Source organism: Streptomyces sp. NPDC102462 (assembly GCF_044765425.1).
Taxonomy (GTDB): Bacteria; Actinomycetota; Actinomycetes; order Streptomycetales; family Streptomycetaceae; genus Streptomyces.
In genome coordinates this window covers 120,789-144,811 of the sequence record NZ_JBIWKB010000021.1, presented here as the reverse complement: position 1 = coordinate 144,811, position 24,023 = coordinate 120,789, and the positions used below count along the sequence as shown (strand labels likewise).

At 71.8% G+C, this 24,023-nt stretch carries 19 protein-coding genes; 7 read left to right on the top strand and 12 right to left on the bottom strand.

The genetic code is table 11. The features are described from left to right. Positions 1 to 861: 861 nt before the first annotated feature. Positions 862 to 1,677, bottom strand: coding sequence for an Fpg/Nei family DNA glycosylase (locus tag ACIRFL_RS20215; RefSeq protein ID WP_404030110.1), 816 nt, complete (start codon positions 1,675 to 1,677; stop codon positions 862 to 864). A gap of 44 nt (positions 1,678 to 1,721) precedes the next feature. Further along, a complete protein-coding gene (locus ACIRFL_RS20210) occupies positions 1,722 to 2,210 on the bottom strand; it encodes a ribose-5-phosphate isomerase (RefSeq protein ID WP_404030108.1) in 489 nt (162 codons plus the stop codon). A gap of 205 nt (positions 2,211 to 2,415) precedes the next feature. Between ACIRFL_RS20210 and ACIRFL_RS20205 the strand changes: the two genes are divergently transcribed. Further along, complete coding sequence (locus ACIRFL_RS20205) at positions 2,416 to 3,870, top strand: amino acid permease (RefSeq protein WP_404030106.1); 1,455 nt, start codon at positions 2,416 to 2,418, stop codon at positions 3,868 to 3,870. 67 nt (positions 3,871 to 3,937) lie between these two features. On the opposite strand, the gene ACIRFL_RS20200 is transcribed toward ACIRFL_RS20205, so the two are convergent. Next, the gene (locus tag ACIRFL_RS20200; RefSeq protein ID WP_404030104.1) at positions 3,938 to 4,519 is read right to left on the bottom strand and encodes a biotin transporter BioY; all 582 of its coding nucleotides are present in this window, start codon (positions 4,517 to 4,519) and stop codon (positions 3,938 to 3,940) included. Between the two features lie 523 nt (positions 4,520 to 5,042). Here ACIRFL_RS20200 and ACIRFL_RS20195 point away from each other — a divergent pair. Then, positions 5,043 to 5,249 carry a hypothetical protein gene (locus tag ACIRFL_RS20195; protein ID WP_404030103.1) on the top strand — a complete coding sequence of 69 codons (207 nt, stop codon included), beginning with the start codon at positions 5,043 to 5,045 and terminating at the stop codon, positions 5,247 to 5,249. Between the two features lies 1 nt (position 5,250). Here the strand turns inward: ACIRFL_RS20195 and ACIRFL_RS20190 are convergent, their stop codons facing one another. Beyond that, the gene (locus ACIRFL_RS20190) at positions 5,251 to 5,895 is read right to left on the bottom strand and encodes a DsbA family protein (protein WP_404030102.1); all 645 of its coding nucleotides are present in this window, start codon (positions 5,893 to 5,895) and stop codon (positions 5,251 to 5,253) included. Between the two features lie 151 nt (positions 5,896 to 6,046). Here ACIRFL_RS20190 and pepN (ACIRFL_RS20185) point away from each other — a divergent pair, with 151 nt between their 5' ends. Together pepN (ACIRFL_RS20185) and ACIRFL_RS20180 are read left to right on the top strand one after the other, a co-directional pair. Continuing rightward, the gene (gene pepN / locus ACIRFL_RS20185; RefSeq protein WP_404030119.1) at positions 6,047 to 8,632 is read left to right on the top strand and encodes an aminopeptidase N; all 2,586 of its coding nucleotides are present in this window, start codon (positions 6,047 to 6,049) and stop codon (positions 8,630 to 8,632) included. A 193-nt stretch (positions 8,633 to 8,825) separates the two neighbouring features. Next, the gene (locus ACIRFL_RS20180; RefSeq protein ID WP_404030100.1) at positions 8,826 to 9,863 is read left to right on the top strand and encodes a hypothetical protein; all 1,038 of its coding nucleotides are present in this window, start codon (positions 8,826 to 8,828) and stop codon (positions 9,861 to 9,863) included. 137 nt (positions 9,864 to 10,000) lie between these two features. On the opposite strand, the gene ACIRFL_RS20175 is transcribed toward ACIRFL_RS20180, so the two are convergent. The 3 genes from ACIRFL_RS20175 to ACIRFL_RS20165 all read right to left on the bottom strand — a co-directional run bounded on the left by ACIRFL_RS20175 (position 10,001) and on the right by ACIRFL_RS20165 (position 13,695). Then, the gene (locus tag ACIRFL_RS20175) at positions 10,001 to 11,140 is read right to left on the bottom strand and encodes a serine hydrolase domain-containing protein (RefSeq protein ID WP_404030098.1); all 1,140 of its coding nucleotides are present in this window, start codon (positions 11,138 to 11,140) and stop codon (positions 10,001 to 10,003) included. 113 nt (positions 11,141 to 11,253) lie between these two features. Next, positions 11,254 to 13,002 (bottom strand): TIGR03767 family metallophosphoesterase, encoded by a 1,749-nt coding sequence (locus tag ACIRFL_RS20170; protein WP_404030096.1) that lies wholly within the window; start codon positions 13,000 to 13,002, stop codon positions 11,254 to 11,256. 201 nt (positions 13,003 to 13,203) lie between these two features. Next, positions 13,204 to 13,695: an NUDIX hydrolase gene (locus ACIRFL_RS20165; RefSeq protein ID WP_404030095.1), complete on the bottom strand. Its 492-nt coding sequence runs from the start codon at positions 13,693 to 13,695 to the stop codon at positions 13,204 to 13,206. 288 nt (positions 13,696 to 13,983) lie between these two features. On the opposite strand from ACIRFL_RS20165, the gene ACIRFL_RS20160 reads away from it, so the two are divergent. Further along, positions 13,984 to 17,292 carry a S8 family serine peptidase gene (locus tag ACIRFL_RS20160; protein ID WP_404030093.1) on the top strand — a complete coding sequence of 1,103 codons (3,309 nt, stop codon included), beginning with the start codon at positions 13,984 to 13,986 and terminating at the stop codon, positions 17,290 to 17,292. An 85-nt stretch (positions 17,293 to 17,377) separates the two neighbouring features. Here the strand turns inward: ACIRFL_RS20160 and ACIRFL_RS20155 are convergent, their stop codons facing one another. Then, entirely contained in the window at positions 17,378 to 18,085 is a 708-nt protein-coding gene (locus tag ACIRFL_RS20155; RefSeq protein WP_404030091.1) for a hypothetical protein, read from the bottom strand. Between the two features lies 1 nt (position 18,086). Next, a complete protein-coding gene (locus ACIRFL_RS20150) occupies positions 18,087 to 18,623 on the bottom strand; it encodes a sigma-70 family RNA polymerase sigma factor (protein ID WP_404030117.1) in 537 nt (178 codons plus the stop codon). Between the two features lie 428 nt (positions 18,624 to 19,051). Here ACIRFL_RS20150 and ACIRFL_RS20145 point away from each other — a divergent pair, with 428 nt between their 5' ends. Next, positions 19,052 to 20,068 (top strand): aspartate-semialdehyde dehydrogenase, encoded by a 1,017-nt coding sequence (locus ACIRFL_RS20145; RefSeq protein WP_404030089.1) that lies wholly within the window; start codon positions 19,052 to 19,054, stop codon positions 20,066 to 20,068. Between the two features lie 46 nt (positions 20,069 to 20,114). Here ACIRFL_RS20145 and ACIRFL_RS20140 read toward each other — a convergent pair whose 3' ends face one another. Genes ACIRFL_RS20140 through ACIRFL_RS20130 form a run of 3 tightly spaced genes read right to left on the bottom strand, consistent with a single transcriptional unit; the run spans position 20,115 to position 21,213 of the window. Next, positions 20,115 to 20,462, bottom strand: a complete 348-nt coding sequence (locus tag ACIRFL_RS20140) for a type II toxin-antitoxin system PemK/MazF family toxin (RefSeq protein WP_404030087.1) — start codon at positions 20,460 to 20,462, stop codon at positions 20,115 to 20,117. Further along, positions 20,449 to 20,679, bottom strand: a complete 231-nt coding sequence (locus ACIRFL_RS20135; RefSeq protein ID WP_404030086.1) for a ribbon-helix-helix domain-containing protein — start codon at positions 20,677 to 20,679, stop codon at positions 20,449 to 20,451. The genes ACIRFL_RS20140 and ACIRFL_RS20135 overlap by 14 nt, the downstream gene beginning before the upstream one ends. A gap of 57 nt (positions 20,680 to 20,736) precedes the next feature. Next, the gene (locus tag ACIRFL_RS20130; RefSeq protein ID WP_404030084.1) at positions 20,737 to 21,213 is read right to left on the bottom strand and encodes a DUF1203 domain-containing protein; all 477 of its coding nucleotides are present in this window, start codon (positions 21,211 to 21,213) and stop codon (positions 20,737 to 20,739) included. Between the two features lie 112 nt (positions 21,214 to 21,325). Between ACIRFL_RS20130 and pepN (ACIRFL_RS20125) the strand changes: the two genes are divergently transcribed. Beyond that, positions 21,326 to 23,893: an aminopeptidase N gene (gene pepN / locus ACIRFL_RS20125; RefSeq protein ID WP_404030083.1), complete on the top strand. Its 2,568-nt coding sequence runs from the start codon at positions 21,326 to 21,328 to the stop codon at positions 23,891 to 23,893. Positions 23,894 to 24,023: the final 130 nt, after the last annotated feature.

Below are 24,023 nucleotides of genomic sequence, written 5' to 3'. Positions count from 1 at the left end.
GCCCCTCAAGCGAGCCGAGCACCGCGATGCGCCACCACCAACCACGGCAGTCCTCACGATCTCCAGACCGAACACCACCTAAGTCACCGGCATTGCACCTAGGGGGCCGCGGGCCCGGTTCCGGGGGCTCCGGGCCCGTCTCGGGAACTGCGCCGCGGGCTCGGGGCTCTGGGCCCGGTTCGGGGGTAGAGCGGGTCCGTCTCGGGGGTTGTGGCCCCGGTTCGGGGCTCCGGGTCCGGCCCACGAGTCACAGGTCCGGCCCAGGACCGGCGGTCCCGCTCAAGGGCCCCGGATACGACTCACGAGCCAGAGGTTGTGCGCCGGACACCGGCCCCGATCACGAGCCGCGGCCTCGGCCCACCAGTTGCGAAGCCTGATCACGAACCGCAGGCCCCACCCAGGGCGGCGGTCCAGCCCACGCGCCGCGAGTCCAGCTCCAGGGCCGCGCACCCGGCCGCCCAGCTCCGGGCTGCGGGTCCAGTTCGGGGGCTCCGGGTCCGGCCCACGCGTCACAGGTCCGGCCCAGGACCGGCGGTCCCACCCAAGGGCCCCGGATACGACTCACGAGCCGCGGGTCCGGGCCCAGGAACCGCGGGCCCACCCCACGAGCCAGAGGTTCCACGCAGGACACCGGCCCCGATCACGAGCCGCGGCTTCGGCCCACCAGCCGCGAAGCCTGATCACGAACCGCAGGCCCCGCCCATGGCGGCGGTCCGCTCCACGAGCCACGAGTCCAGCTCCGGGCCTGCGGGGCCGGCCCACGCGCCGCGAATCCCACCCACAAGCCGTAGACCCGGCCCACGAGACGCAGAGCCCGCCCCACCCACAAGCCGCAGGGCCCGTAGGAGACGCAGGGGTGGGTTATGGGATGGGGGGTTGGCAGGTGGGGCACCAGAAGAGGTTGCGGGTTGCCAGGGTGGCGGTGTGGATGGGGGTGCCGCAGATGTGGCACGGCTGGTCGTCCCGGCGGTAGACGTACACCTCGCCGCCGTGGTCGTCGACGCGCGGCGGGCGGCCCATCGCCTCGGGGGTGTGCTCGGGCCGCACGGTGTCGATGCGGTTGTGCCGGACGCCCTCGCGCATCAGCGCGACGAGGTCGGCCCAGATCGCGTCCCACTCGGCGGGGGTGAGGCCCCGTCCGGCGCGGTACGGGTCGATGCCGTGCCGGAACAGGACCTCGGCGCGGTAGACGTTGCCGACGCCCGCGATGACCTTCTGGTCCATGAGGAGGGCGGCGATCGCCGTGCGGCTGCGCCGGATGCGGGCGTAGGCGGCGGCCGGGTCGGCGCCGTCGCGCAGCGGGTCGGGGCCGAGGCGCGCGTGGATCGCCCGCTTCTCGGCGTCGGTGATCAGGGCGCAGGTGGTGGGGCCGCGCAGATCGACGTACGAGGTGGCGTTGCCGAGGCGCAGCCGGACCGTGTCGGTGGGCGGCGGCGCGGGGGCGTCGCCGAAGCCGACCTTGCCGAACAGGCCCAGATGGATATGGACCCAGTCGGCGCCGCGGAAGCCCAGGAAGAGGTGTTTTCCGTGGGCTTCCGTGCGGGTCAGCTCCGCCCCGTCGAGCAGTGCGGCGGCGTCCGAGAACTTGCCCTGGGGGCTGCTCACGCGCGCGGGCAGGCCCTGGAAGCGGTCGGCGTAGTCCTGCGCCAGCCGATGGATCGTGTGCCCCTCCGGCACGGTGCGGCGTCCTCTCCCTCGCCCCGGGCCGCGCCCGGGCCGGCTCAGTCCTGCTGGGGGTGGTGGGCCGGGATCGGGGGCAGGGCGCCCGTCGTCTCGTAGTCGGACAGCATGTCGATGCGGCGGATGTGCCGCTCGTCGCCGGAGAACGGGGTGGTCAGGAAGGTCTCGACGAACTTCGTCGCGTCCTCCTGCGAGTGCATGCGCGCGCCGACGGCCACGACGTTGGCGTTGTTGTGCTGCCGGCCCAGGGAGGCGGTCTCCTCGCTCCAGGCGAGGGCCGCGCGTACGCCCTTGACCTTGTTCGCGGCGATCTGCTCGCCGTTCCCGGAGCCGCCGATCACGATGCCGAGGGCGTCGGGGTCCGCGGCGGTCCGCTGCGCGGCGCGGAGGCAGAAGGGCGGGTAGTCGTCCTGGGCGTCGTAGACGTGTGGGCCGCAGTCGACGGGGTCGTGGCCCGCCTTCTTGAGCCATTCGACGAGGTGGTTCTTGAGTTCGTAGCCCGCATGGTCCGAGCCGAGATACACGCGCATGGCAAGCAGTGTGGCATGGGCTGGGACGGGCGGCAGCTTCGGGTTCCTGCTCGGGGAACTGTGAGTGAGGCTATAGAACTCCAGGGCAATCCCGGGTAACAATCCGGAATCAATGGTTCCGGAAATCGTTCACCCCGGATTCACTGGACCGGCTCGTAACCCCCCACACGGGACCCCCCACGCCCGGCGCAAAGGAATTCCCCCCATGACGTCGCAGCCGACCCGCCCCGCGGCCCCGGACTCCGGTACCGGACTCCAGGCAGGGCTCAAGAACCGCCATCTGTCGATGATCGCCATCGGCGGTGTCATCGGAGCCGGCCTGTTCGTCGGGTCCAGTTCCGGTATCGCCGCGGCGGGACCCGGCATCCTCCTGTCGTACGCACTCGTCGGCACGCTCGTCGTCCTCGTGATGCGGATGCTCGGTGAGATGTCCGCGGCCCATCCCGCCTCCGGCTCCTTCTCCGCGCACGCGGACCGGGCGCTCGGCCGCTGGGCCGGGTTCTCCATCGGCTGGCTGTACTGGTTCTTCTGGGTCGTCGTGCTGGCCGTGGAGGCCACCGCGGGGGCCAAGATCCTTCAGGGGTGGATCCCGGCCGTTCCGCAGTGGGGCTGGGCGCTGATCGTGATGGTCGTGCTCACCGCGACCAATCTCGTGTCGGTCGGCTCCTACGGCGAGTTCGAGTTCTGGTTCGCCGGGATCAAGGTCGTGGCGATCGGCGCGTTCATCGTGATCGGCCTGCTGGCCGTCCTCGGCGTGCTGCCCGGGGTGGACAGCGGCCGGGCGGGGTTCGGCAATCTCACCGACCACGGCGGCTTCCTGCCCCACGGGCCCGGCGCGGTCCTCACCGGGGTGCTGCTCGTGGTCTTCTCCTTCATGGGCAGCGAGATCGCGACGCTGGCCGCCGGTGAGTCGGCGGATCCGCGACGGGCCGTCACCAAGTCAACCAACAGCATCATCTGGCGGATCGGGGTGTTCTACCTCGGCTCGATCCTCGTCGTGGTCTGCCTGCTGCCGTGGAACGACCCCGCGGTCGAGGAGCAGGGCTCGTACGTCGCCGCGCTCGGCTCGCTGGGCATCCCGCACGCCGGTCAGATCATGAACTTCATCGTGCTGACCTCGGTGCTGTCGTGCCTGAACTCCGGCCTGTACACGGCGTCCCGGATGGCGTTCTCGCTGGGCGAGCGCGGTGACGCGCCGAAGGCGTTCGCACGGACCACGGCCCGCGGCGTGCCCATGACGGCGATCGTCGCCTCGGTGGTGTTCGGCTTCGTCGCCGTCTTCTTCAACTACCGGTTCCCGGACTCGGTCTTCCTGTTCCTGGTCAACTCCAGCGGTGCGGTGGCCCTGTTCGTCTGGCTGGTGATCTGCTTCTCGCAGCTGCGGATGCGGAAGATCATCCAGCGTGAGACGCCGGAGAGGCTGGTCGTGAAGATGTGGCTGTACCCGTATCTGACCTGGGCCGCCGCCGCGTTGATCGTGTTCGTGCTCGGCTACATGCTCACCGACACGGAGGGCGAGAGCAGCGGCCGGACGACCGTCCTGCTGTCGCTGCTGGTCGCGGCGGTCGTGGTGGCCGTCGCGGTGGTGCGGCAGCGGGCCGCGGGCCGCCGCCGCGCCGCGACCGCCGCACCCGGAGCGGACAAGGTGCCGGTCGGCTGACCCCGAGCAGAGCCGGGCGCCGGCACACTCGTGCGGCGCCCGGGTACGGCGGTCGGCGCCGTCGCGGTCAGCGCTTGTCGGCGAGCTTCCAGGCGGTGGGCAGGACGCCCATGGCCAGGGCCGCCTTCAGGGCGTCGCCGAGCAGGAACGGGGTGAGCCCGGCGGCGACGGCGGCCGAGGCGGACATGCCGGTGGCGAGGGCCAAGTAGGGGACGCCGATGGCGTAGATGATCGCCTCGCCCAGGATCATCGTGCCCGCGGTGCGCAGCACCGAGCGGTCGGCGCCGCGGCGGGCCAGCGCGCCCACGGCGGCGGCGGCCAGCAGCATGCCGAAGACGTATCCGAGGGACGGGGCGGCCGTGCCCGAGGCGCCCTGCGCGAACCACGGCACACCGGCGATGCCGGCGAGCGCGTACAGGGCGAGGGAGAGGAAGCCGCGGCCGGCGCCGAGCGTGGTGCCGACGAGCAGGGCGGCGAAGGTCTGGCCGGTCACCGGGACCGGGGAGCCGGGCACGGGCACCGAGAGCTGGGCCGCGAGGCCGGTGAGCACGGCTCCGCCGAGCACGAGGGCGACGTCACGCACGCGGGACGAGGGCAGGAGGTCGGCGAGGACGGCGCCGGAACGGGCGCCGGCGGTGGCGGTGCTCATGGGGACTCCGCAGGTGTGGGCGGCCGGGGACACCGCGACGCTATACCGCCCGGTCGGGCCGTTCACCGTCAGCGCCCGACAAAGGCGGGTCCCGCGCGCTGGTCGGCTCCATACAAAGCGTGCGGGTTACACCCGGTACGACGTGAGAACGGTCACTGAGGGCGCGATGCCTGGCTCACGCCGGCCCCTCCCGCCGGCGTACGGCCCCGTTCGTCCATCCCCTTCGTCCCCCCTTCGTCGGCCTCGTTCGCACCCCAAGGCGCCCTTTTGTTGCTAGCGTGTAGTTGCAAGCTCTTCGCAATAAGAGCTTGCGGGGTTGCCTGAGGGCGCCCCCGGATCGTCCTGCCTCGTGATCGTCTTCTCAGCCTTCACGCGGCGGGCGGAACAAGGGACCGGCCCCGCGCGGAGATGACGCGCGGGGCCGGTCCTGTTCGCGTACCGGATCGGGGGATTGACCCCCGCCCGGCCGCCGTCGGACCCTCGGGAGACACCTCACGGGCCCCGGGGAGGGTGGGGAGCAGACATGGAGTTCAAGCGGTGCCCGAGCTGCGGCGGGCCGCTCCAGGCGTTCCGTGCGCTCACCGAGGAGGAGAAGGCGTTCGTGCGGAAGGAGAAACCGGACTTCGCGCCCGGTGCCTACGTCCGCTGCACACGGGAGGGCTGCCGCCGTTACCAGCGCAGCCTCAACTGGCAGGACGGCGGCTACTTCCCCGCTCCGGAGCCGGACTGACTCACAGGTTGCTGAAGTCGGGGCCCTTGGTGCGGGTCCGCTTGATCTCGTAGAAGCCGGGCACGGAGGCGACGGCGAGCGTGCCGTCCCACAGCCGAAGCGCCTCCTCGCCCTTGGGGGCGGGGGTCACCACGGGGCCGAAGAAGGCGATCTCCTCGCCGCCGGGACCGGGTACGGCGATGACCGGGGTGCCCACCTCCTGGCCGACCTTGTCGATGCCCTCCTTGTGGGAGGCGCGCAGTTCGGTGTCGTAGGTGTCCTTGTCGGCGTACTCGATCAGATCGGCGGGCAGCTCCGCGTCGGCGAGGGCGGCGGCGATGCTGTCGCGGTCGGCCCCCAGGCCCTCGTTGTGGAAGCGGGTGCCGAGGGCGGTGTACAGCCTGCCGACGGCCTCGTCGCCGTGCAGCTGCCGGGTGGCGATCGCCACCCGGACCGGGCCCCACGCCTTGCCGCCGGGGCGCATGTTCTCGACGTACTCCTCGGGCAGTTCGTCCAGCCTGTTCTCGTTCAGCACGGCCAGGCTCATCACATGCCAGCGCACCTCGATGTCCCGGACCTTCGCCACCTCCAGGACCCAGCGGGAGGTCATCCAGGCCCACGGGCACAGCGGGTCGAACCAGAAGTCGACGGGGGTCTTCTCAGCCATGTCACTCCTTGGGAGAACGCCTTTAGCGGGGCAACGCGCCGGTCCGTCGCGTCATTCCCCTGCTGACCCCTGTCAGGGGCGCATGGCAGGATCGGTCCTGTTCGGCACCGGCCGAACCCCGCCCCACCGCACCAACGAGGGAGTGCCGCCCGTGCCCGGTGAGAATCTGTCCCGCGACGAGGCCCGGGAGCGGGCCGCCCTGCTGTCCGTCGACGGGTACGAGGTGTCCCTGGACGTGCGGTCGGCCGTCGGCGACGGGGCCGGGGACGGTGCGCCGCGCACCTTCCGCTCGGTCACCACGATCCGCTTCCGCTGCAACGAGCCCGGCGCGTCCAGCTTCGCCGACCTGATCGCGCCGAGCGTGACCGCGCTCTCGCTCAACGGCAGGGACCTCGACCCCAGCGAGGTCTTCGACGGCTCGCGGATCGCGCTGGAGGAGCTGGCCGCCGAGAACGAGCTGGTGGTGGACGCGCAGTGCGCCTACTCCCGTACCGGCGAGGGCCTGCACCGCTTCGTCGACCCGGAGGACGGCGAGGTGTACCTGTACACCCAGTACGAGCCGGCCGACTCCCGCCGCGTCTTCGCCAACTTCGAGCAGCCCGACCTCAAGGCCCCGTTCCGCTTCGAGGTGCGGGCGCCGGAGGAGTGGACGGTGTGGAGCAACGGGGCCGGTGAACGCGCCGACGGTGTCTGGCGGTTCGCCGAGACCAAGCCCATCTCGACGTACATCACCTGTGTGGTGGCGGGCCCCTACCACTATGTGACCGACTCCTACGAGCGGACCTTCGAGGACGGTACGCGGCTGGAGATCCCGCTGGGCGCGATGTGCCGCAAGGGCCTCGCCCCGCACTTCGACGCGGACGACGTCTTCCTGGTCACCAAGCAGGGCCTGGACTTCTTCCACGACCACTTCGACTACCCGTACCCGTTCGGGAAGTACGACCAGGCGTTCGTGCCCGAGTACAACCTGGGCGCGATGGAGAACCCGGGCCTGGTGACCTTCCGCGAGGAGTACATCTTCCGCGGCAAGGTGACGCAGGCGTCCTACGAGGCGCGGGCCAACGTCATCCTGCACGAGATGGCGCACATGTGGTTCGGCGACCTGGTCACCATGGAGTGGTGGGACGACCTGTGGCTCAAGGAGTCGTTCGCGGACTTCATGGGCACGTTCGCGAACGTCGGCGCGACCCGTTTCACCAACGCCTGGATCACCTTCGCCAACCGCCGCAAGGCATGGGCGTACCGGGCCGACCAGCTGCCCTCCACGCATCCGGTCACGGCGGACATCCGCGATCTTCAGGACGCCAAGCTCAACTTCGACGGCATCACGTACGCCAAGGGCGCCTCGGTGCTCAAGCAGCTCGTCGCGTACGTCGGCGAGGACGCCTTCCTTGAGGGGGCCCGGCGCTACTTCAAGCGGAACGCGTACGGCAACACCCGGCTCGGTGATCTGCTGTCGGTGCTGGAGGAGACCAGCGGCCGGGACATGGCGGCCTGGGCCGGGTCCTGGCTGCAGACGGCCGGGGTGAACACGCTGACCCCGCAGGTGCTGCTGGACGCCGAGGGCCGGGTCCGCGAACTGGCCGTGCTCCAGGAGGCACCGGAGTCTCATCCCCGGCTGCGTCCGCACCGGGTGGCGGTGGGCCTGTACCGCCGTACCCCGGCCGGGGCCCTGGAGCGGTACGCGCGCGTGGAGACGGACGTCGACGGCCCGCGCACCGTCGTGGCGGAGCTGGCCGGCGCCGCCGCCCCCGAGCTGGTGCTGGCCAACGACGACGATCTGACGTACTGCAAGACGCGGCTCGACGCCACGTCGCTGGCCACGCTCCGGGACCACCTGGGCGCGCTGACGGACCCGCTGGCCCGCGCCCAGTGCTGGTCGGCGCTGTGGAACCTGACCCGGGACGCGCTGCTGCCGGCCCGGGACTTCGTCGGGCTGGTGCTGCGCTTCGCGGGCCGCGAGAGCGAGATCGGCGTGGTGCAGATGCTGCACGCGTGGACGAACTCGGCGCTGGTCCACTACGCGGCGCCGCAGTGGCGGGCGACGGGCGAGCGGCTGGTCGCCGACGGCGCCCTCGCCGAGCTGCGGCGGGCCGAGCCGGGCAGCGAGCACCAGCTGGCCTGGGCGCGGTTCTTCGCGTCGGTGGCGTCGAGCGAGGCGGACCTCGGGCTGCTGCGGGAGCTGCTGGAAGGCATCACGAAGATCGACGGCCTGGAGGTGGACCAGGAGCTGCGCTGGGCGTTCCTGGAGCCGCTGGCCGCCCACGGGGTGGCCGACGAGGCCGTGCTCGCGGCGGAGCTGGCCCGCGACGACACGGCGTCCGGCAAGCGGCACCAGGTCCGCTGTCTGGCCGCCCGGCCCTCGGCCGCGGTCAAGGCGCAGGCGTGGGCTCAGGTGGTGGAGTCCCAGGCGCTGTCCAACGCGCTGGTCGAGGCGACCATCGCGGGGTTCGCGCAGCCCTCGCAGCGGGAGCTGACGGCACCGTACGCGCAGCAGTACTTCGCGGCGATCGAGCGGGTGTGGCGGGAGCGGTCGATCCAGATCGGCATGGACGTGGTCAGGGGCCTGTTCCCGGCCTACCAGGACTCGCCGCAGACGCTGGCGGCGGCGGACGGATGGCTGGAGTCCCACCGTGAGGCGGCTCCCGCGCTGCGCAGGCTGGTGCTGGAGGCGCGGGACGACCTGGCCCGGGCGCTGCGCGGGCAGGCCCGGGACGCCGACACCTCTGGCCAATGATCGGCCCGTCCGTGACCGTTACGGAATTCGGTCAATAGCAGCCGTAACCCCTGGACCGCACCCGAACGGACCAGGGGTTTTCGGTGTCTACTCGGCATCCGAACAACCGTCCTTTAGTGACGCCTTGTCCGTATTTGTCGACGAGCGTGTAACAGCGGTTACAGGAACGACCGGTGGCGGGAACGTGGAGATCATGACCCACAACACCCCGCTCTCCCCCCGCCCCCTGCACCACCTCAGCGACATCCACCGCCGGGTGCTGACCGCGGCACAGCTGCGCAAGCACGGCGTCTCCGCGGCCGAACTGACCGAGCGGTGCCGCCCCGGCGGCCCCTGGCGGCAACTGCTGCCGGGCGTGGTCCTGCTGCGCTCCGGGCCACCCACGAGCGAGGAGCGCCTGCACGCGACGCTGCTGTACGCGGCCCGCTTCCCGGGTACCGGCGTGCCGCAGCAGCCCAGCCCCGAAGGGCCGCACGGCCCCGTGTACGCCGAGGCGATGATCACCGGGCTGGCCGCGCTGACCCTGCACGGCTTCTCCTCGACGCCCCCGCTGCCGGCCCTGGACCGCATCGACGTGCTGGTCCCGCGCGCGCGGCGGCTGCGCTCCACGGACGCGGTGCGCATCGTGCGCACGCCGGTCATGCCCGCCCCGCAGCAGGTGACGGGACTGCCGGTGGCGCCGGTGCCGCGGGCCGTGGCGGACGCGGTCGCGGACCTCACGGAGGCGCACGAGGTGCGTCCGCTGCTGTCCGAGGCGGTCCGGGCCGGCCACTGCGAGCCGGCCGCCGTGGTCCGCGAGCTGCACCAGGCCAGGCTGCTCGCCCGGCCGCACGTGGTGGACGCAGTGGACTCGCTGCTGGCCGAGGGCAGGGCCCTCGCCGAGGACCGCCTGTACCGGATGGTGCGGGAGTACGGCCTGCCGGACCCGGTGTGGAACGTGGACCTGCGGCTGCCCGGCGGCCCGCACCTCGGCGGCCTGGACGCCTACTGGCCCGACGAGGCGGTGGCGGTGGAGCTGGACACCCGGGCCGCGCGCCAGGACGAGGACGCGCTCTGGTCGGAGTACGCGCGCAAGCGTGAGCTGCTGGAGCGGCTCGGCATCACGGTCGTGCACATCTCCCCGAGGAAGCTCCGGGAGTCGCTTGAGCAGCAGGCGGCGGTGGTCCGCACCGCGCTGATGGCGTCCGGCGACCGCCCCCCGGCCGCGCACGTCCTCGTCCTGCCCCGGTGATCAGGGCGATTGCAGCCCGCTGCGGTCCGGCAACGCCCCCGAAGGGGCGCGGGGAACTGCGCGACCGGCCACCATGCTGCCGCAGCCGACCGACGGCCCCTCACGTCAGCGTCGACACGGTGGCCGACAGACGGTGGCTAACAGAATTCGCCCTCCAGCACCGCGTCCATGTCCCCGGACCAGTCCCCGTTGAAGTTGACCGCCAGCGCGTGCCGGCCGTCGGCCGTCGTCGCCGCCGAGGAGCTGGAGCCGTGGATGCCCCCGTCGTGCCCCCAGACATGGACGCCGCAGGACAGGGTGCGGTCCATGAGGCCCAGGCCATAGCCCGTGTTCGGGGTCTCGCCGGCCGCGACCGTGGTCTTCATCTGCTTCAGCTGCCGCGCGGGCAGCAGGTCGCCGCTGAGCAGGGCCCGGTAGAACCGGATCAGGTCGGCCGAGTCGGAGACCATCTCGCCCGCGGAGGACGCGATGGACGGGTTCAGCCGCGTGACGTCGTAGGTGGGGCCCGTCGTGATCTGCTCGAACTTCGAGTAGGCGCGGCTGCTCGGCCGCGGGAGGGTGACCCGGGTGCCCGGCACCGAGGTGCCCGTGAGCCTCAGCGGCCGGATGATCCGCCGGCCGATCTCCTCGGCGTAGGAACGGCCCGTCACCCGCTCGATCACCATGCCCGCCAGGACGTAGTTAGTGTTCGAGTAGGTCCAGGACGTGCCCGGCGCGAAGTCCGGCCGGTGACGCATGGCGATCGCCACCAGCTCGCGCGGGGTCAGGGTGTCGTAACGGTGCCGCAGGAAGCCGTCCTTGAGGAAGTAGGTGCGGCCGAAGGCTTCGTCGGCCGTGTAGTTGTAGATGCCGCTGGTGTGGTTCAGGAGCATGCGCAGGGTGATCGCGCGGCCGTCGTGGCCGTGGCCGCGCACCACCCCGGGCAGCCAGGTGTCCACCGGGTCGTCCAGCGACACCCGGCCCTCGGCCTCCAGTTGGAGCAGGACGGTGGCGACGAAGGTCTTGGTGATGCTGCCGACGCGGTAGCGGTCGGCGGCGGAGCGCGGGGCGCCGGTGCGCAGGTCGCCGACGCCGGCCGTCGCCGACCAGGTGCCGTGGGTGTCCCGGGCCCCCGCGGTGACGCCGGGCACACCGTCGGCGACCGCGGCCTCGATGGCCCGGCGGGTGGCCGCGTGGCCGTCGGCTCCCCGGGCGGGCTCGGCCGCCAGCGCCGGTCCCGCGAGCGCCGACGACAGCACCACGACCGTCGCTCCCACCACTGCCGTACGTACGGACATGTCGTTCCCCCTACCTGCTGGGCTCGTTGAGCTGAGTCGCGGGGAGGGACACCGAGGCGGTGGCGGAGGTTGCCTCGCCGTGGGCCGGTTGAGCGTGTTCCGGCCCTTGTGGCTCAGCCCTTCTTCAGCACCAGCTCCGTGTTGCGGTCGGCCGCGGAGCCCGCGAGCGTCCTGTTGGCGCCGGGGGCGTTGAAGGACAGTTCACGATAGAGGGCGGCCAGGCCGGTCTGGGACAGGTCCGCGTGATCGGCACGGTGCGGTGCAGCGGACTCGACGAGCGTGGTGAACAGCGACAGCGTGCCGTCCTTGTTGTCCACCAGCTCGATCACGCGGGCGAGTTGGGGGTGGTCGACGTGCGAGGCGGTGGAGATCTCCCAGAAGGAGCGGCGGCCGGCTGCGGCGTGCGGGGTGATGGCGTTGCGGTGGATGTGCCCGTTCACCCAGGCCAGCACGTTGGCGTGGCGCGCGAGGACGGAGAGGACCGCGGCACCGTCGTGCCGGCGCTCGCCGGGACGGGCCGGATCGGGGCGGGAGTTGTCCATCGAGCCGCTGGTGTGGTGGCTGAAGACGATCGCGTACGCGTCCGCGTTGTCCCGCAGGGTCTTGTCCAGCCAGTTCAACTGGGCGGTGCCGATGGAGCCTTCGTAGTGGCCGCCCGGGTCCGTGGTGTCCAGGCTGATGCCGATCACGTCGTCGGTGATGCGGAACGCGTAGTACTGGGTGCCGGCGTCCACGTTGGCCGACGAGTACCCGTGGCCGACCGGCCCGGATCCGGTGTGCGCCGGGTCGAGATGGGCCTTGAGGTAGTCGGCCGGGGTGTAGGGGGCGCGCTTCTCGTCGGGCGTGATGGACCGCAGGTCGCGCGCGTGCGCCTTGAGCAGGTCCCGGAAGCCCGCGCCGTGCGGGTCGGTGGCGTTCTTGATGGTGTCCTGGAGCTTCTTCGCCTCGGCCGCGTCCAGGCTCATCAGCTTCTTGCCGCCGACCGCGTACTCGGTGAGGTAGGGGTCGCCGTGGGAGCCGTAGCAGCCGAGCGGCAGGGAGTCGTGGTTGCCGACCGTGGAGTACCAGGGCAGGTTCAGGCCGGGGCTGCGGACCTCACGGACCGCGGCCGCCAGATAGCCCGCCAGCCGCGGGAATCCGAACGCCTTGTCCCGGTCGCGGAGCACCGAGTCGGGCTGCCAGAACATCTTGAGACCGCTGTTCTGGACGCCTTCGTAGTGCCGCGGGTCACCGGAGTTGGGGGTGATGGTGCCGCCGCTCATGACCTTCATGAACCACTCCAGTTCGGAGCGGGCGTTGTTGTCGGTGTTGTCGCCGGTGGTCATGACGCAGTGCAGCGGCGACCCGGTGACCGGCGCGCCGCGCAGCGCGTTGACCCGCTCGACGAGCGAGACGGCACCCTGCACGGTCAGCGCCTCGTGCGGGCGCCAGGCGTGCGGGTCGGTGGAGCGCAGGAACTCAAGCCGCAGCGGGTGCTGGACGTCCATCAGATGCAGATCGGTGAGCTGTACGAACGCGGCGAGCGGGGTACGGCGGCCGGCGCGGCCGGACTTGGGCGCGGCCAGTTCGTCGCGCACCACCCGCGGCCAGCCGGGCCCGTCGCCGAGGCGCCGGTAGCCGGAGCCGCCCCGCGGGGCGGCGACGGAGTCCACGGTGGTGCCCCTGGTGTAGGGGGCCGGCGGCGGCGCGGGCGCCTTCCGGGAGGAGGCGAGGGGCGCCTGGGAGGCGGTGGCGGCCTGGCTGTCGGTGGGGCGCAGGGCGTAGCCGACGCCCGCGGACAGGGACACCGCTCCCACGGCGGCGAGGACGGTACGGCGGTTGACCGCCACAGCGGAGGTGGCGACAGAGCGTGTGCGCGACATGGCGCGGTCTCCCCGAGTGCGAACGCGTCGGCAGTGGTCGCGGGGTGATCGCCATTGCGAACATCCCGCTCGCTCTGGATCGTTGGCACCTGGGGTGACCTGCGCGTGAACGGGGCGGCAACGTGCGGCGCCGATCACCGTACGTGGATCACCGTGTACGGTGCGCGGTCATGTGGCGGACCGCGGGCGGCCGGGGGCCGGTCACTCCGGGTTCATCTGCGGGGGTAGGGGACGGCCGCCGGGCGCCGCCTGGGGCCGTCCCGCGGCCGGGCGTTCGCGCCACAGCCGCAGCGCGGCGTCGATGAGCGGCACCCGGTTCAGGCCGGCCACCGCGGACAGGTCCCGCCAGGCGGCCAGGTCGGTGGAGCCGTTGACCTCGTTGCGCAGTTCGCCGCCGGTGATCCGGCCCTCGTAGACGAGCCGTACGCCGTGATGGTCGACGGTGCGGCCGAAGCGGCGCGGCACCGTCCGGCGCAGCGAGTCCACGCCGAGCAGTCCGGTCACCTCGATGCGGTAGCCGGTCTCCTCGCGCACCTCGCGGCGCACCGTGTCGTAGGGGTCCTCGCCGTGCTCCATGCCGCCGCCGGGCAGCACCCACTCGGGCGGGCCCGCGGGGGCGGGCGAGCGGGCGAGCAGGATCTGTCCGTCGCGGACGCACACGGCGTAGGCCGCCACCCGAAGTCTCTTGCGCACGGGCCGACGTTAGCCGTGGCACCCCTGCTCGGGGAACGGGGCGGCGGGCCGGGCGACAAGGCGACGGCATTCCGCCACCGCACGCGTTAACGATCTCGAAATAATCGGCGAAAGATCACCCTTTGGCCATCTAAGTCCCCCGTGGCGTATGGCGGATGTACGCCATACCTCCCTCACGCCACGGTCAACTCTCCCCAAAGTTCTCACCTTTGGGTAAAGCTGAGCGATCGTCCGGCACCGAAATCCGGACTGCCGTGCTCAACGTTCCTTTACGCACAAGGGATGCCGATGACCCTCTCCTCCAAGAGCGACCCGATACCGGGCGCGAGACGCGTGGCCCGCATCGCCGTGGCCGCGGGTCTGGTGGCCGCGCTCTCCGCGGCCGGCCCGATACCCCTGGCCTTCGCCGCGACCACCACCGCGGCGACGGCCGACCCCGGCGTCAAACCCGCCCACGACAAGCTGGGTTCGGACGACGCCGACCTGCTCGCCGAGGCCAGGGCGGCCGGCGAGAAGAACGTCACGATGATGATCGCGACCGCGCCCGGCCGGACCGCGCAGGTCGCCGAGCAGCTGAACGCGGTCAAGGGCGGCTCTGTCGGCCGCACCTACGACAAGCTGGGCTACGTCCGTGCCACCGTCCCGACCGGTAAGGCGGACGCGGCCATCGCCGCCGCCGCCAAGCTCTCCTCGGTGCACGCCATCGACCTGCGCCAGGAGATCCCGCTCGACGACCCGACGCCCGCCGGGGACACCGCGGGCAAGGCCGGGTCCGCCGCGACGGCGAAGACCTATCCGGCACCGGGCAGGAACACCCCCGCCGAGAACCCGTACAACCCGTCCTTCGAGACGGGCGCCGTCGACCTCGTGAAGAAGAACCCGAAGGCGGACGGCCGCGGCGTCACCATCGGCATCCTCGACTCCGGCGTCGACCTCGGCCATCCGGCGCTGCAGAAGACCACCACCGGCGAGCGGAAGATCGTCGACTGGGTGACGGCCACCGACCCGATCGTGGACAGCGACCAGACGTGGCGGCCGATGGTCAGCGCCGTCTCCGGGCCGTCGTTCACCTACGACGGCCGCAGCTGGCGGGCCCCGGCGGGCTCCTACCAGGTCAGCGTCTTCAAGGAGTCCTCCACCGCGGGCGGTGACGCGAAGGGCGACGCCAACCGGGACGGCGACACCACCGACTCCTGGGGCGTGCTCTACGACCCCGCGGCGGGCACGGTCCGGGTCGACCTGAACAACAACAACGACTTCGGTGACGACACGCCGATGAAGCCGTACAAGGACGGCTACCAGGTCGGCTACTTCGGCACCGACGACCCGAAGACCGACGTGGTCGAACGGCAGCCGTTCGTCGTGCAGATCCGCAAGGACGTGCCGATGGACCCCTACGGCGGGTCCTGGGTCGGCAAGAAGGCCGACTTCGTCAACATCGGCGTCATCGAGTCGGAGCACGGCACGCACGTCGCCGGCATCACCTCCGCCAACGGCCTGTTCGGCGGCAAGATGAACGGCGCCGCTCCCGGCGCGAAGATCGTCTCCTCGCGTGCCTGCACCTGGAGCGGCGGCTGCACCAACGTCGCGCTCACCGAGGGCATGATCGACCTGGTGGCCAACCGCGGCGTCGACATCGTCAACATGTCGATCGGCGGCCTGCCGGCGCTCAACGACGGCAACAACGCGCGCGCCGAGCTGTACACGCGGCTCATCGACACCTACGGCGTGCAGCTCGTCATCTCCGCGGGCAACTCGGGTCCCGGCGCCAACACGATCGGCGACCCGGGCCTGGCCGACAAGGTGATCTCCGTCGGCGCCAGCATCTCCAAGGAGACCTGGGCCGCCAACTACGGCTCCCAGGTGGAGAAGAAGTACGCGATGATGCCCTTCTCCTCCCGCGGACCGCGCGAGGACGGCGGCTTCACCCCGACCCTGACCGCGCCCGGCGCCGCGATCAACACCACCCAGACCTGGCTGCCCGGCGGCCCGGTCGCCGAGGCGGGCTACTCCCTGCCGGCCGGCTACTCGATGCTCCAGGGCACCTCGATGGCCTCCCCGCAGGCGGCCGGCGCGAGCGCCCTGCTGCTGAGCGCCGCGAAGCAGCGGCACCTCGACCTCACCCCGGCGACCCTGCGCACCGCCCTGACCTCGACCGCCGACCACATCAAGGGGGTGCAGGCGTACGAGGAGGGCGCGGGCCTGATCAACATCGTCGACGCGTGGAAGGCCATCACGAAGGGCGCGAGCGCCCATGACTACACGGTCAAGGCGCCGGTCGACACCGCGATCGACTTCGCGCTGAAGACGCCGGGCTTCGGCACCGGCCTGTACGACCGCGAGGGCGGGCTGAAGGCCGGGCAGAAGAAGACGTACGACGTCACGATCACCCGTACCTCCGGCGCGGACAAGGCGATCCGGCACGAGCTGCACTTCGAGAACAACGCCGCTGACACCTTCCGGATCGTCGGCTCCGACGAGGTGAAGCTGCCGCTGAACCAGCCGGTGACCGTCAAGGTCCAGGCCGCCCCGAGGTCCGCGGGTCTCAAGAGCGCGATCCTGGAGGTCGACGACCCGAAGACACGGGGCGTCGACAAGCAGATCCTCACCACGGTCGTGGTCGCGGCGCCGGTCCACTACACCTACTCGGCGTCGGGTTCGGTGCAGCGCAACAGCACGCAGTCGTACTTCCTGACGGTCCCCGAGGGCGCCAAGTCCCTGGAGGTCGCGATCGGCGGGCTGAAGGACAAGAGCCAGACCCGGTTCATCTCCGTCCACCCGTACGGCGTTCCGGTCGACAACACCTCGACGCCGTACTGCTACAACAACTACCTGAACGGCAACGGCTGCCGGCCCGACGTGCGTTCGTACGCCGACCCGCAGGCCGGGGTCTGGGAGGTCGAGGTCGAGTCGCGCCGCACCTCGCCGCTGCTCGACAACCCGTACAAGCTGGACGTCGCCGTCCTCGGTGCGGTCTTCGACCCGGCGACCGTGACCGTGCCCGAGGCGAAGGTCGGTGTCCCGGCCACCGCCTCCTGGAAGGTCACCAACCGGTTCGCCGCCCTGGACGGCAGGCTGGCCGGCGGCCCGCTCGGCTCCGCGAAGTCGGACCGGCCCGCCATCAAGGAGGGCGAGAGCGCGATCACCGAGGTGACCGTGCCGGAGGGCGCCCAGTCCCTGGACGTCGCCATCGGCAATGTCTCCGACACCGCCGCCGACCTGGACCTGACCGTGTACGACGCCGACGGCAACCAGGTCGCCCTGTCCGCGGACGGCGACTCCGAGGAGGCGGTCTCCATCGCCGAACCGGCCGCGGGCACCTACACCGTCGAGGTCTACGGCTACTCGGTGCCGGCGGGCTCCACCGACTACGACTACCGGGACGTGTTCTTCGCGGCCACGCTCGGCACCGTCACGGTGGACACGACGACGCCGGTGAAGCTCGGTACGGGCGCCTCGACCACGGTGACCGGACAGGTCACGGCCGCAGCGCCGGCCCCGGAGGGCCGCGAGTTCTTCGGCCGGGTGCAGCTGGTGAACGCGCGCGGCACGGTCGCGGGCACCGGCAGCGTGCAGATCGGGAAGGTCACGCCGTGACGTGATGACGTCGTTGGCACCGTGTCTCGGTGCCGCGGTGGGCAGGGGCGGGCGGCCCGGCGGGCGCCCGCCCCTTCGCCGTGTCTCATGGGCACCCGGCGACGGGCGTGGCCGCCAGGCCCCGTTCGACATCGGTGCGTTGCTCCGCGATCTCCCGCCCGTCCGTCACCCACAGGTCGGGGGCCTCAGCGCCGCGCGGGACGGCCAGCAGGACGTGCTCGCCCGGGCGCGGCGCGACGGACTCGTCGGTCACCACGGTGACCTCGGCCTCGCCACGCTCGGGCCGGTAGTAGCGGGTCACGCGCAGGGTGACCCGCTCCGACCCGGTGCCGGGCACCGCCTCGACGTCGACGACATCGCCCTCGACCACGAGCCGGGCGCACACCGCCGGGTACGCCGAGCGGCTGTCGGAGCGGCTCTCGGCCTTGGCCGCGCTGTCGTCGGCGCCCGCCGAGAGGCCGGTGCCGGGCTGGGCCAGCAGCCAGCCCAGGCCGGCCAGGACGGTCGCCGCGCAGGCCACGGCCAGGGCGCCGAAGGCGAGGGCCGGGAAGCGGCGCCGGGGGCGCGCGGGCCGCGGTGTGCGCCGCGGTGCGGGGCTCTCGGCGGGGGCGGGCGCCGCGAGCGCGTCCCCGATGATCCCGAGCTGCTGCCGCAGGAGTGCCACGTCGGCAGCCGCCTTGCGGTGCTCAGCCATGCGGGCGGGGTCGGAACGGGCCTCGGCCGACGGCTCCTCCCCGGTGATCGCGGCCAGCAGCGCGTCGGTGCCGTCGTACGGATCGTGCTCGGCGGTCACGTCACACCACCTCGTCCTCGTGCAGGCGGGCCCGCAGGGCCCGGACCGCCGTGTGCAGCCTGCTCTTGACCGTGCCCTCGGGGATGCCGAGTTCCCGGGCGATCCCGCGCACCGGCAGATCGGCGTAGAACCGCAGGACGAGGACCTGACGCTGGGCGTCGGGCAGCTCGTCCAGGCCCTGGGCGACGGCGAGGGACAGCAGGCTGGTCTCCTCGCCTGAGGTTTGGTCCGCCTGCCGGAGCGAGGCCAGCCGTTCACCGAGCCGTTCCTGGCGGCGCTTGGCCCGGTGCCAGTCCATGGCCAGATTGGAGGCCACGACCGCCGCCCACGCGGACACGTCGCGCGGCGCCTCCTCGCCCTTCGCGGCTCGCTCCAGCAGCCGCAGGCGGACCTGCTGCACCCCGTCCAGCAGGTCCGCCTGCGGCACGCCGCCCAGTGCCAGCACCGCCCGCACCCGGCGTTCCTGGGCCGCGTCCAGCGGATCGTCGCCCCCACCGGCGATCGGCTCCGGGCCGCGCCGGGCCCTTCTGCGCAGCACAAGCCACCCCCTCACCACGTTTCTCCTACGACGCCACGGGCGGCCGGAACGTTCGGGGGAATTCTCCGGGCGGGTGGAGGCGTACGTCACACCGCCGTGTGGCGGGGTCGGCGGCGGGCAGCCGGGAGGCAGCACAGCTTGCGGCGCAACGGCGTCCGCGGGGGAATTTCTCCAGCTCAACGGGGGTGTGAACGGAACACACCGGGTCGGCCGCCCGGCCCGGCCCGCCCGGTCGTGGGCCGCGCCGGGCAAAGAAGTGGACACGCGGACCGGGCCGGGCCGCATGATGGAAAGGCCGCCGCCGGGCCGGGCACGCGGGCAGCGCCCGCGGCACACAGGCGGCACGCAACGGAACACAGGCAACACACCGCATCAACCCCGCACCACAACGCAACAAAGCGAACAGCACACACGCAGAGGGAGTCGCCGTGAGGGTCGGAATCGTCGGAGCCACCGGGCAGGTCGGCACGGTCATGCGCAGGATCCTCACCGAACGGAACTTCCCGCTGGACGAACTGCGCCTGTTCGCCTCCGCCCGTTCCGCCGGTACGGTCCTGGACGGCGTGTCCGTGGAGGACGCGGCGACCGCCGACTACACCGGCCTTGACATCGTCCTGTTCTCCGCGGGCGGCGCCACCTCCCGGGCGCTGGCCGAGAAGGTCGCCGCCCAGGGCGCCGTCGTGATCGACAACTCCTCGGCCTGGCGGCGCGACCCGGACGTGCCCCTGGTGGTCTCCGAGGTGAACCCGCACGCGATCGCCGACCGCCCCAAGGGCATCATCGCCAACCCGAACTGCACGACGATGGCCGCGATGCCGGTCCTCAAGCCGCTGCACCGGGAGGCGGGCCTGGAGGCGCTGGTCGTCGCCACCTATCAGGCGGTGTCCGGCTCGGGCCTCGCGGGCGTGGCGGAGCTGCACGGGCAGGCCCAGAAGGTGGTGGGTGAGGCGGACCGGCTCACCCACGACGGTTCGGCCGTCGCCTTCCCGGAACCGCAGGTCTACAAGCGCCCCATCGCCTTCAACGTGCTGCCCTTCGCGGGCAACCTCGTCGACGACGGCCTGAACGAGACCGACGAGGAGCAGAAGCTGCGCAACGAGTCCCGCAAGATCCTGGAGATCCCCGGCCTGAAGGTCTCCGGCACCTGTGTCCGCGTCCCGGTCTTCTCCGGCCACTCCCTCCAGGTCAACGCGCGCTTCGCGCGTCCGCTGTCCCCTGAGCGGGCCACGGAACTGCTCGCCGGGGCGCCGGGCGTGGCCCTCAGCGACATCCCGACCCCGCTCCAGGCGGCCGGCCAGGACCCGTCGTACGTGGGCCGCATCCGCCGCGACGAGACGGTGGACAACGGCCTGGCCCTGTTCGTCTCCAGCGACAACCTGCGCAAGGGCGCGGCCCTGAACGCCGTCCAGATCGCGGAACTCGTCGCCACCGAGCTGACGGCCTGACCACGCGCGAGGGTGCGCCCACCGGGTGGGCGCACCCTCGCGCGGTTCACAGGGCGAGGTGCCTGCGCAGGGCCACGTCGATCTCCGCCATGCGCGGCCGGGGCACCGATCCGATCGGCCGCAGCAGCCGTTCCGGGGCGAGCGCGCGCACCTGCTCGCACTGCACCTTGGAGTCCTTGGGAAGACCGCATTCGTCGGCGGGAATCAGCACCTGGAACGGATAGACGCGAGCCGTGTTCGACGTCAGGGGAACCAGCGTGACGACGCCACGACCCGTTCGCTCGACCGCCGCGTTGGCGCCGTCGTTCGAGACGATCACGGCGGGGCGAGCCTTGTTCGCCTCACTGCCCCGTGCCGGTTCGTAGTCGACCAGGTAGATGTCACCGCGCTTCATCGCTCAGCCCGTCCCCCGAGAACCGGTCCCAGAACTCCGCGTCCTCGCTGCCGTCCCACTCGGCGAACGCCTCCGCGTACTCCTCCTCGAGCTGTGCCTGCTTCAGCAGCTCGATGGCGGCGTGTATCACGGCCGAACGGGACTCCGCGTCGGTGCGGGCCGCGTACTCGTCGACGAAGGTGACGTCCTCCTGCGGCAGGCTCACACTGATCTTCATACCGCCACGGTAGCAGGGTGGGATCGCTCTAGCCACCCCTCGTACTACCGTGTGGAGCTAAGCCCTGCCCACCTCGTAGAGGAAGCAGCCGTACTCCACCGCGCGCACGTGGACGAATGCCACCTCCGGGTCGGCGAACGCCTCCGTGAAGGCCGGTGCGAAGCCCTCCGGATCCTCGACCAGGCGCCCGCCCAGGATGTGCCCCGCCGCCGAGTAGCGGCGGACCGTGCGGTGGGCGCCGGTGAAGGGGAGGCCGTCGCCCTCCGGTCCCGGGCACGGCCCGGCGTGGATGAAGACCGGCCCCTGCTCGTCGTACGCACCGGGTTCGGCCCCGGTCGTGGCCGCCCAGCGGCGCAGCGGCGCGTACGAGACGAGCGCGATCGACTCGCCGGGAGCGCTGCGGCGCAGGCAGCAGCGCAGCGGCGCGCCGCCCTCGTCGTCGATCAGGGGAACCGTCTTACGCCCCGCGTCGTCCACGGAGCGCAGTTCCTTCAGGGCCGTCGGGCCGATGGGGCGGGCGGTGTACATCGTCATGCCCCCAGGCTGACGCGCGTCCGCCCCGGTCACCGGCGGGATCCGGACATCGCGTTGCGTGGACGACCCGTGGAAGGATGGCGCAACCCACACATAACGAGGAGATGACCGCGTGCCTGGCACAAACCTGACTCGCGAAGAGGCTCAGCAGCGGGCGAAGCTGCTCACCGTTGACTCCTACGAGGTCGATCTCGACCTCTCCGGGGCGCAGAGTGGGGGAGGCACCTACCGGTCCGTGACCACGGTGCGCTTCGACGTCGCCGAACAGGGCGCCGAGTCCTTCATCGACCTGGTGGCCCCCACCGTTCACGAGGTGACGCTGAACGGCGACCCGCTCGACCCGGCCGAGGTCTTCGCCGACTCCCGGATCGCGCTGCCCGGCCTGCTGACGGGCCGCAACGTGCTGCGGGTCGTGGCCGACTGCGCGTACACGAACACCGGCGAGGGGCTGCACCGCTTCGTCGACCCGGTCGACGAGCAGGCATACCTGTACACCCAGTTCGAGGTGCCGGACGCCCGCCGGGTCTTCGCCTCGTTCGAGCAGCCGGACCTGAAGGCGACCTTCCAGTTCACCGTGAAGGCGCCGACGGGCTGGACCGTCATCTCCAACTCGCCGACGCCCGAGCCCAAGGACGACACCTGGGTCTTCGCGCCGACGCCGCGCATCTCGACGTACATCACCGCGCTGATCGCCGGCCCGTACCACTCGGTGCACAGCGTGTACGAGAAGGACGGCCGGAGCGTGCCCCTCGGCATCTACTGCCGTCCCTCGCTCGCCGAGTTCCTGGACTCGGACGCGATCTTCGAGGTGACCCGGCAGGGCTTCGAGTGGTTCCAGGAGAAGTTCGACTACGCGTACCCGTTCGAGAAGTACGACCAGCTCTTCGTGCCGGAGTTCAACGCCGGCGCGATGGAGAACGCGGGCGCGGTCACCATCCGGGACCAGTACGTCTTCCGGTCCAAGGTGACCGACGCGGCCTACGAGATGCGGGCCGAGACCATCCTGCACGAGCTGGCCCACATGTGGTTCGGCGACCTGGTCACCATGGAGTGGTGGAACGACCTGTGGCTGAACGAGTCGTTCGCCACCTACACCTCCATCGCCTGCCAGGCCCACGCACCGGACTCCCGGTGGCCGCACGCGTGGACCACCTTCGCCAACTCCATGAAGACATGGGCCTACCGGCAGGACCAGCTGCCCTCCACGCACCCGATCATGGCCGAGATCCGCGACCTGGACGACGTGCTCGTCAACTTCGACGGCATCACGTACGCCAAGGGCGCCAGCGTGCTCAAGCAGCTCGTCGCCTACGTCGGCATGGACGAGTTCTTCACGGGCGTGCAGACCTATTTCAAGCGGCATGCGTACGGCAACACGCGCCTGTCCGACCTGCTGGGCGCCCTGGAGGAGACCTCCGGCCGCGATCTGAAGACCTGGTCGAAGAAGTGGCTGGAGACGGCCGGCATCAACATCCTGCGGCCGCAGATCGAGACGGACGCCGACGGCGTCATCACATCGTTCGCGATCCGCCAGGAGGCCCCCGCGCTGCCCGCCGGCGCCAAGGGCGAGCCGACGCTGCGCCCGCACCGCATCGCGGTCGGCCTGTACGACCTCGACGAGGCCGGCGGCAAGCTGGTGCGGGCCGACCGGATCGAGCTGGACGTGGACGGCGAGCTGACGGCCGTGCCGCAGCTGACCGGACGGCGCCGCCCGGCCGTGATCCTGCTCAACGACGACGACCTGTCGTACGCGAAGGTACGGCTGGACGAGGCGTCACTCGCCTTCGTCACCGACCACCTCGGCGACTTCGCTTCCTCGCTGCCCCGCGCCCTGTGCTGGGCATCGGCCTGGGACATGACCCGGGACGCGGAGCTTGCCACCCGTGACTACCTGTCCCTGGTGCTGTCCGGCATCGGCAAGGAGTCCGACATCGGCGTGGTGCAGTCGCTCCAGCGGCAGGTGAAGCTGGCGATCGAGCTGTACGCCAACCCCGCCGCCCGCGAGGCGCTGCTCACCCGCTGGACGGACGCCACGCTGGCGCATCTGCGCTCCGCCGCGCCGGGCAGCGACCACCAGCTGGCCTGGGCCCGGGCGTTCGCGGCGACCGCACGGACGCCGGAGCAGCTGGATCTGCTGGAGGGCCTGCTGGACGGCACGCAGACCGTGCAGGGCCTGGCCGTGGACACGGACCTGCGCTGGGCGTTCGTGGAACGGCTCGCGGCGGTCGGCCGGTTCGACGAGGCGGAGATCGCCGGCGAGTACGAGCGGGACAAGACCGCGGCCGGCGAGCGGCATGCGGCCACCGCGCGGGCGGCCCGTCCGACGCCGGAGGCCAAGGCGGAGGCGTGGGCGTCGGTCATCGAGTCCGACAAGCTCCCGAACGCCGTCCAGGAGGCGGTGATCGGCGGCTTCATGCAGACCGACCAGCGCGAGTTGCTGGCGCCCTACACGGAGCGCTACTTCGAGGTCGTCAAGGACATCTGGGCGGCTCGCTCGCACGAGATGGCCCAGCAGATCGCGGTCGGCTTCTACCCGTCGATCCAGGTGTCCGAGGAGACCCTGCGCAGGACGGACGCCTGGCTCGCCTCCGCCGAGCCCAACGCGGCCCTGCGGCGCCTCGTCTCGGAGTCCCGCGCGGGCGTGCGGCGGGCGCTGGACGCGCAGGCGGCAGACGCGTAGGCCTCCGGCGGCCTACGGTGGCTTGTAAGTGGCCCAAGCCGCTTACAAGCCACCTTGCGGTGGGGCGGGGGCCGCTCGTGGATGCGGGGTGACATGCCGTCGATCAGCTGCGGCGCCGTCGTGGCTGGTC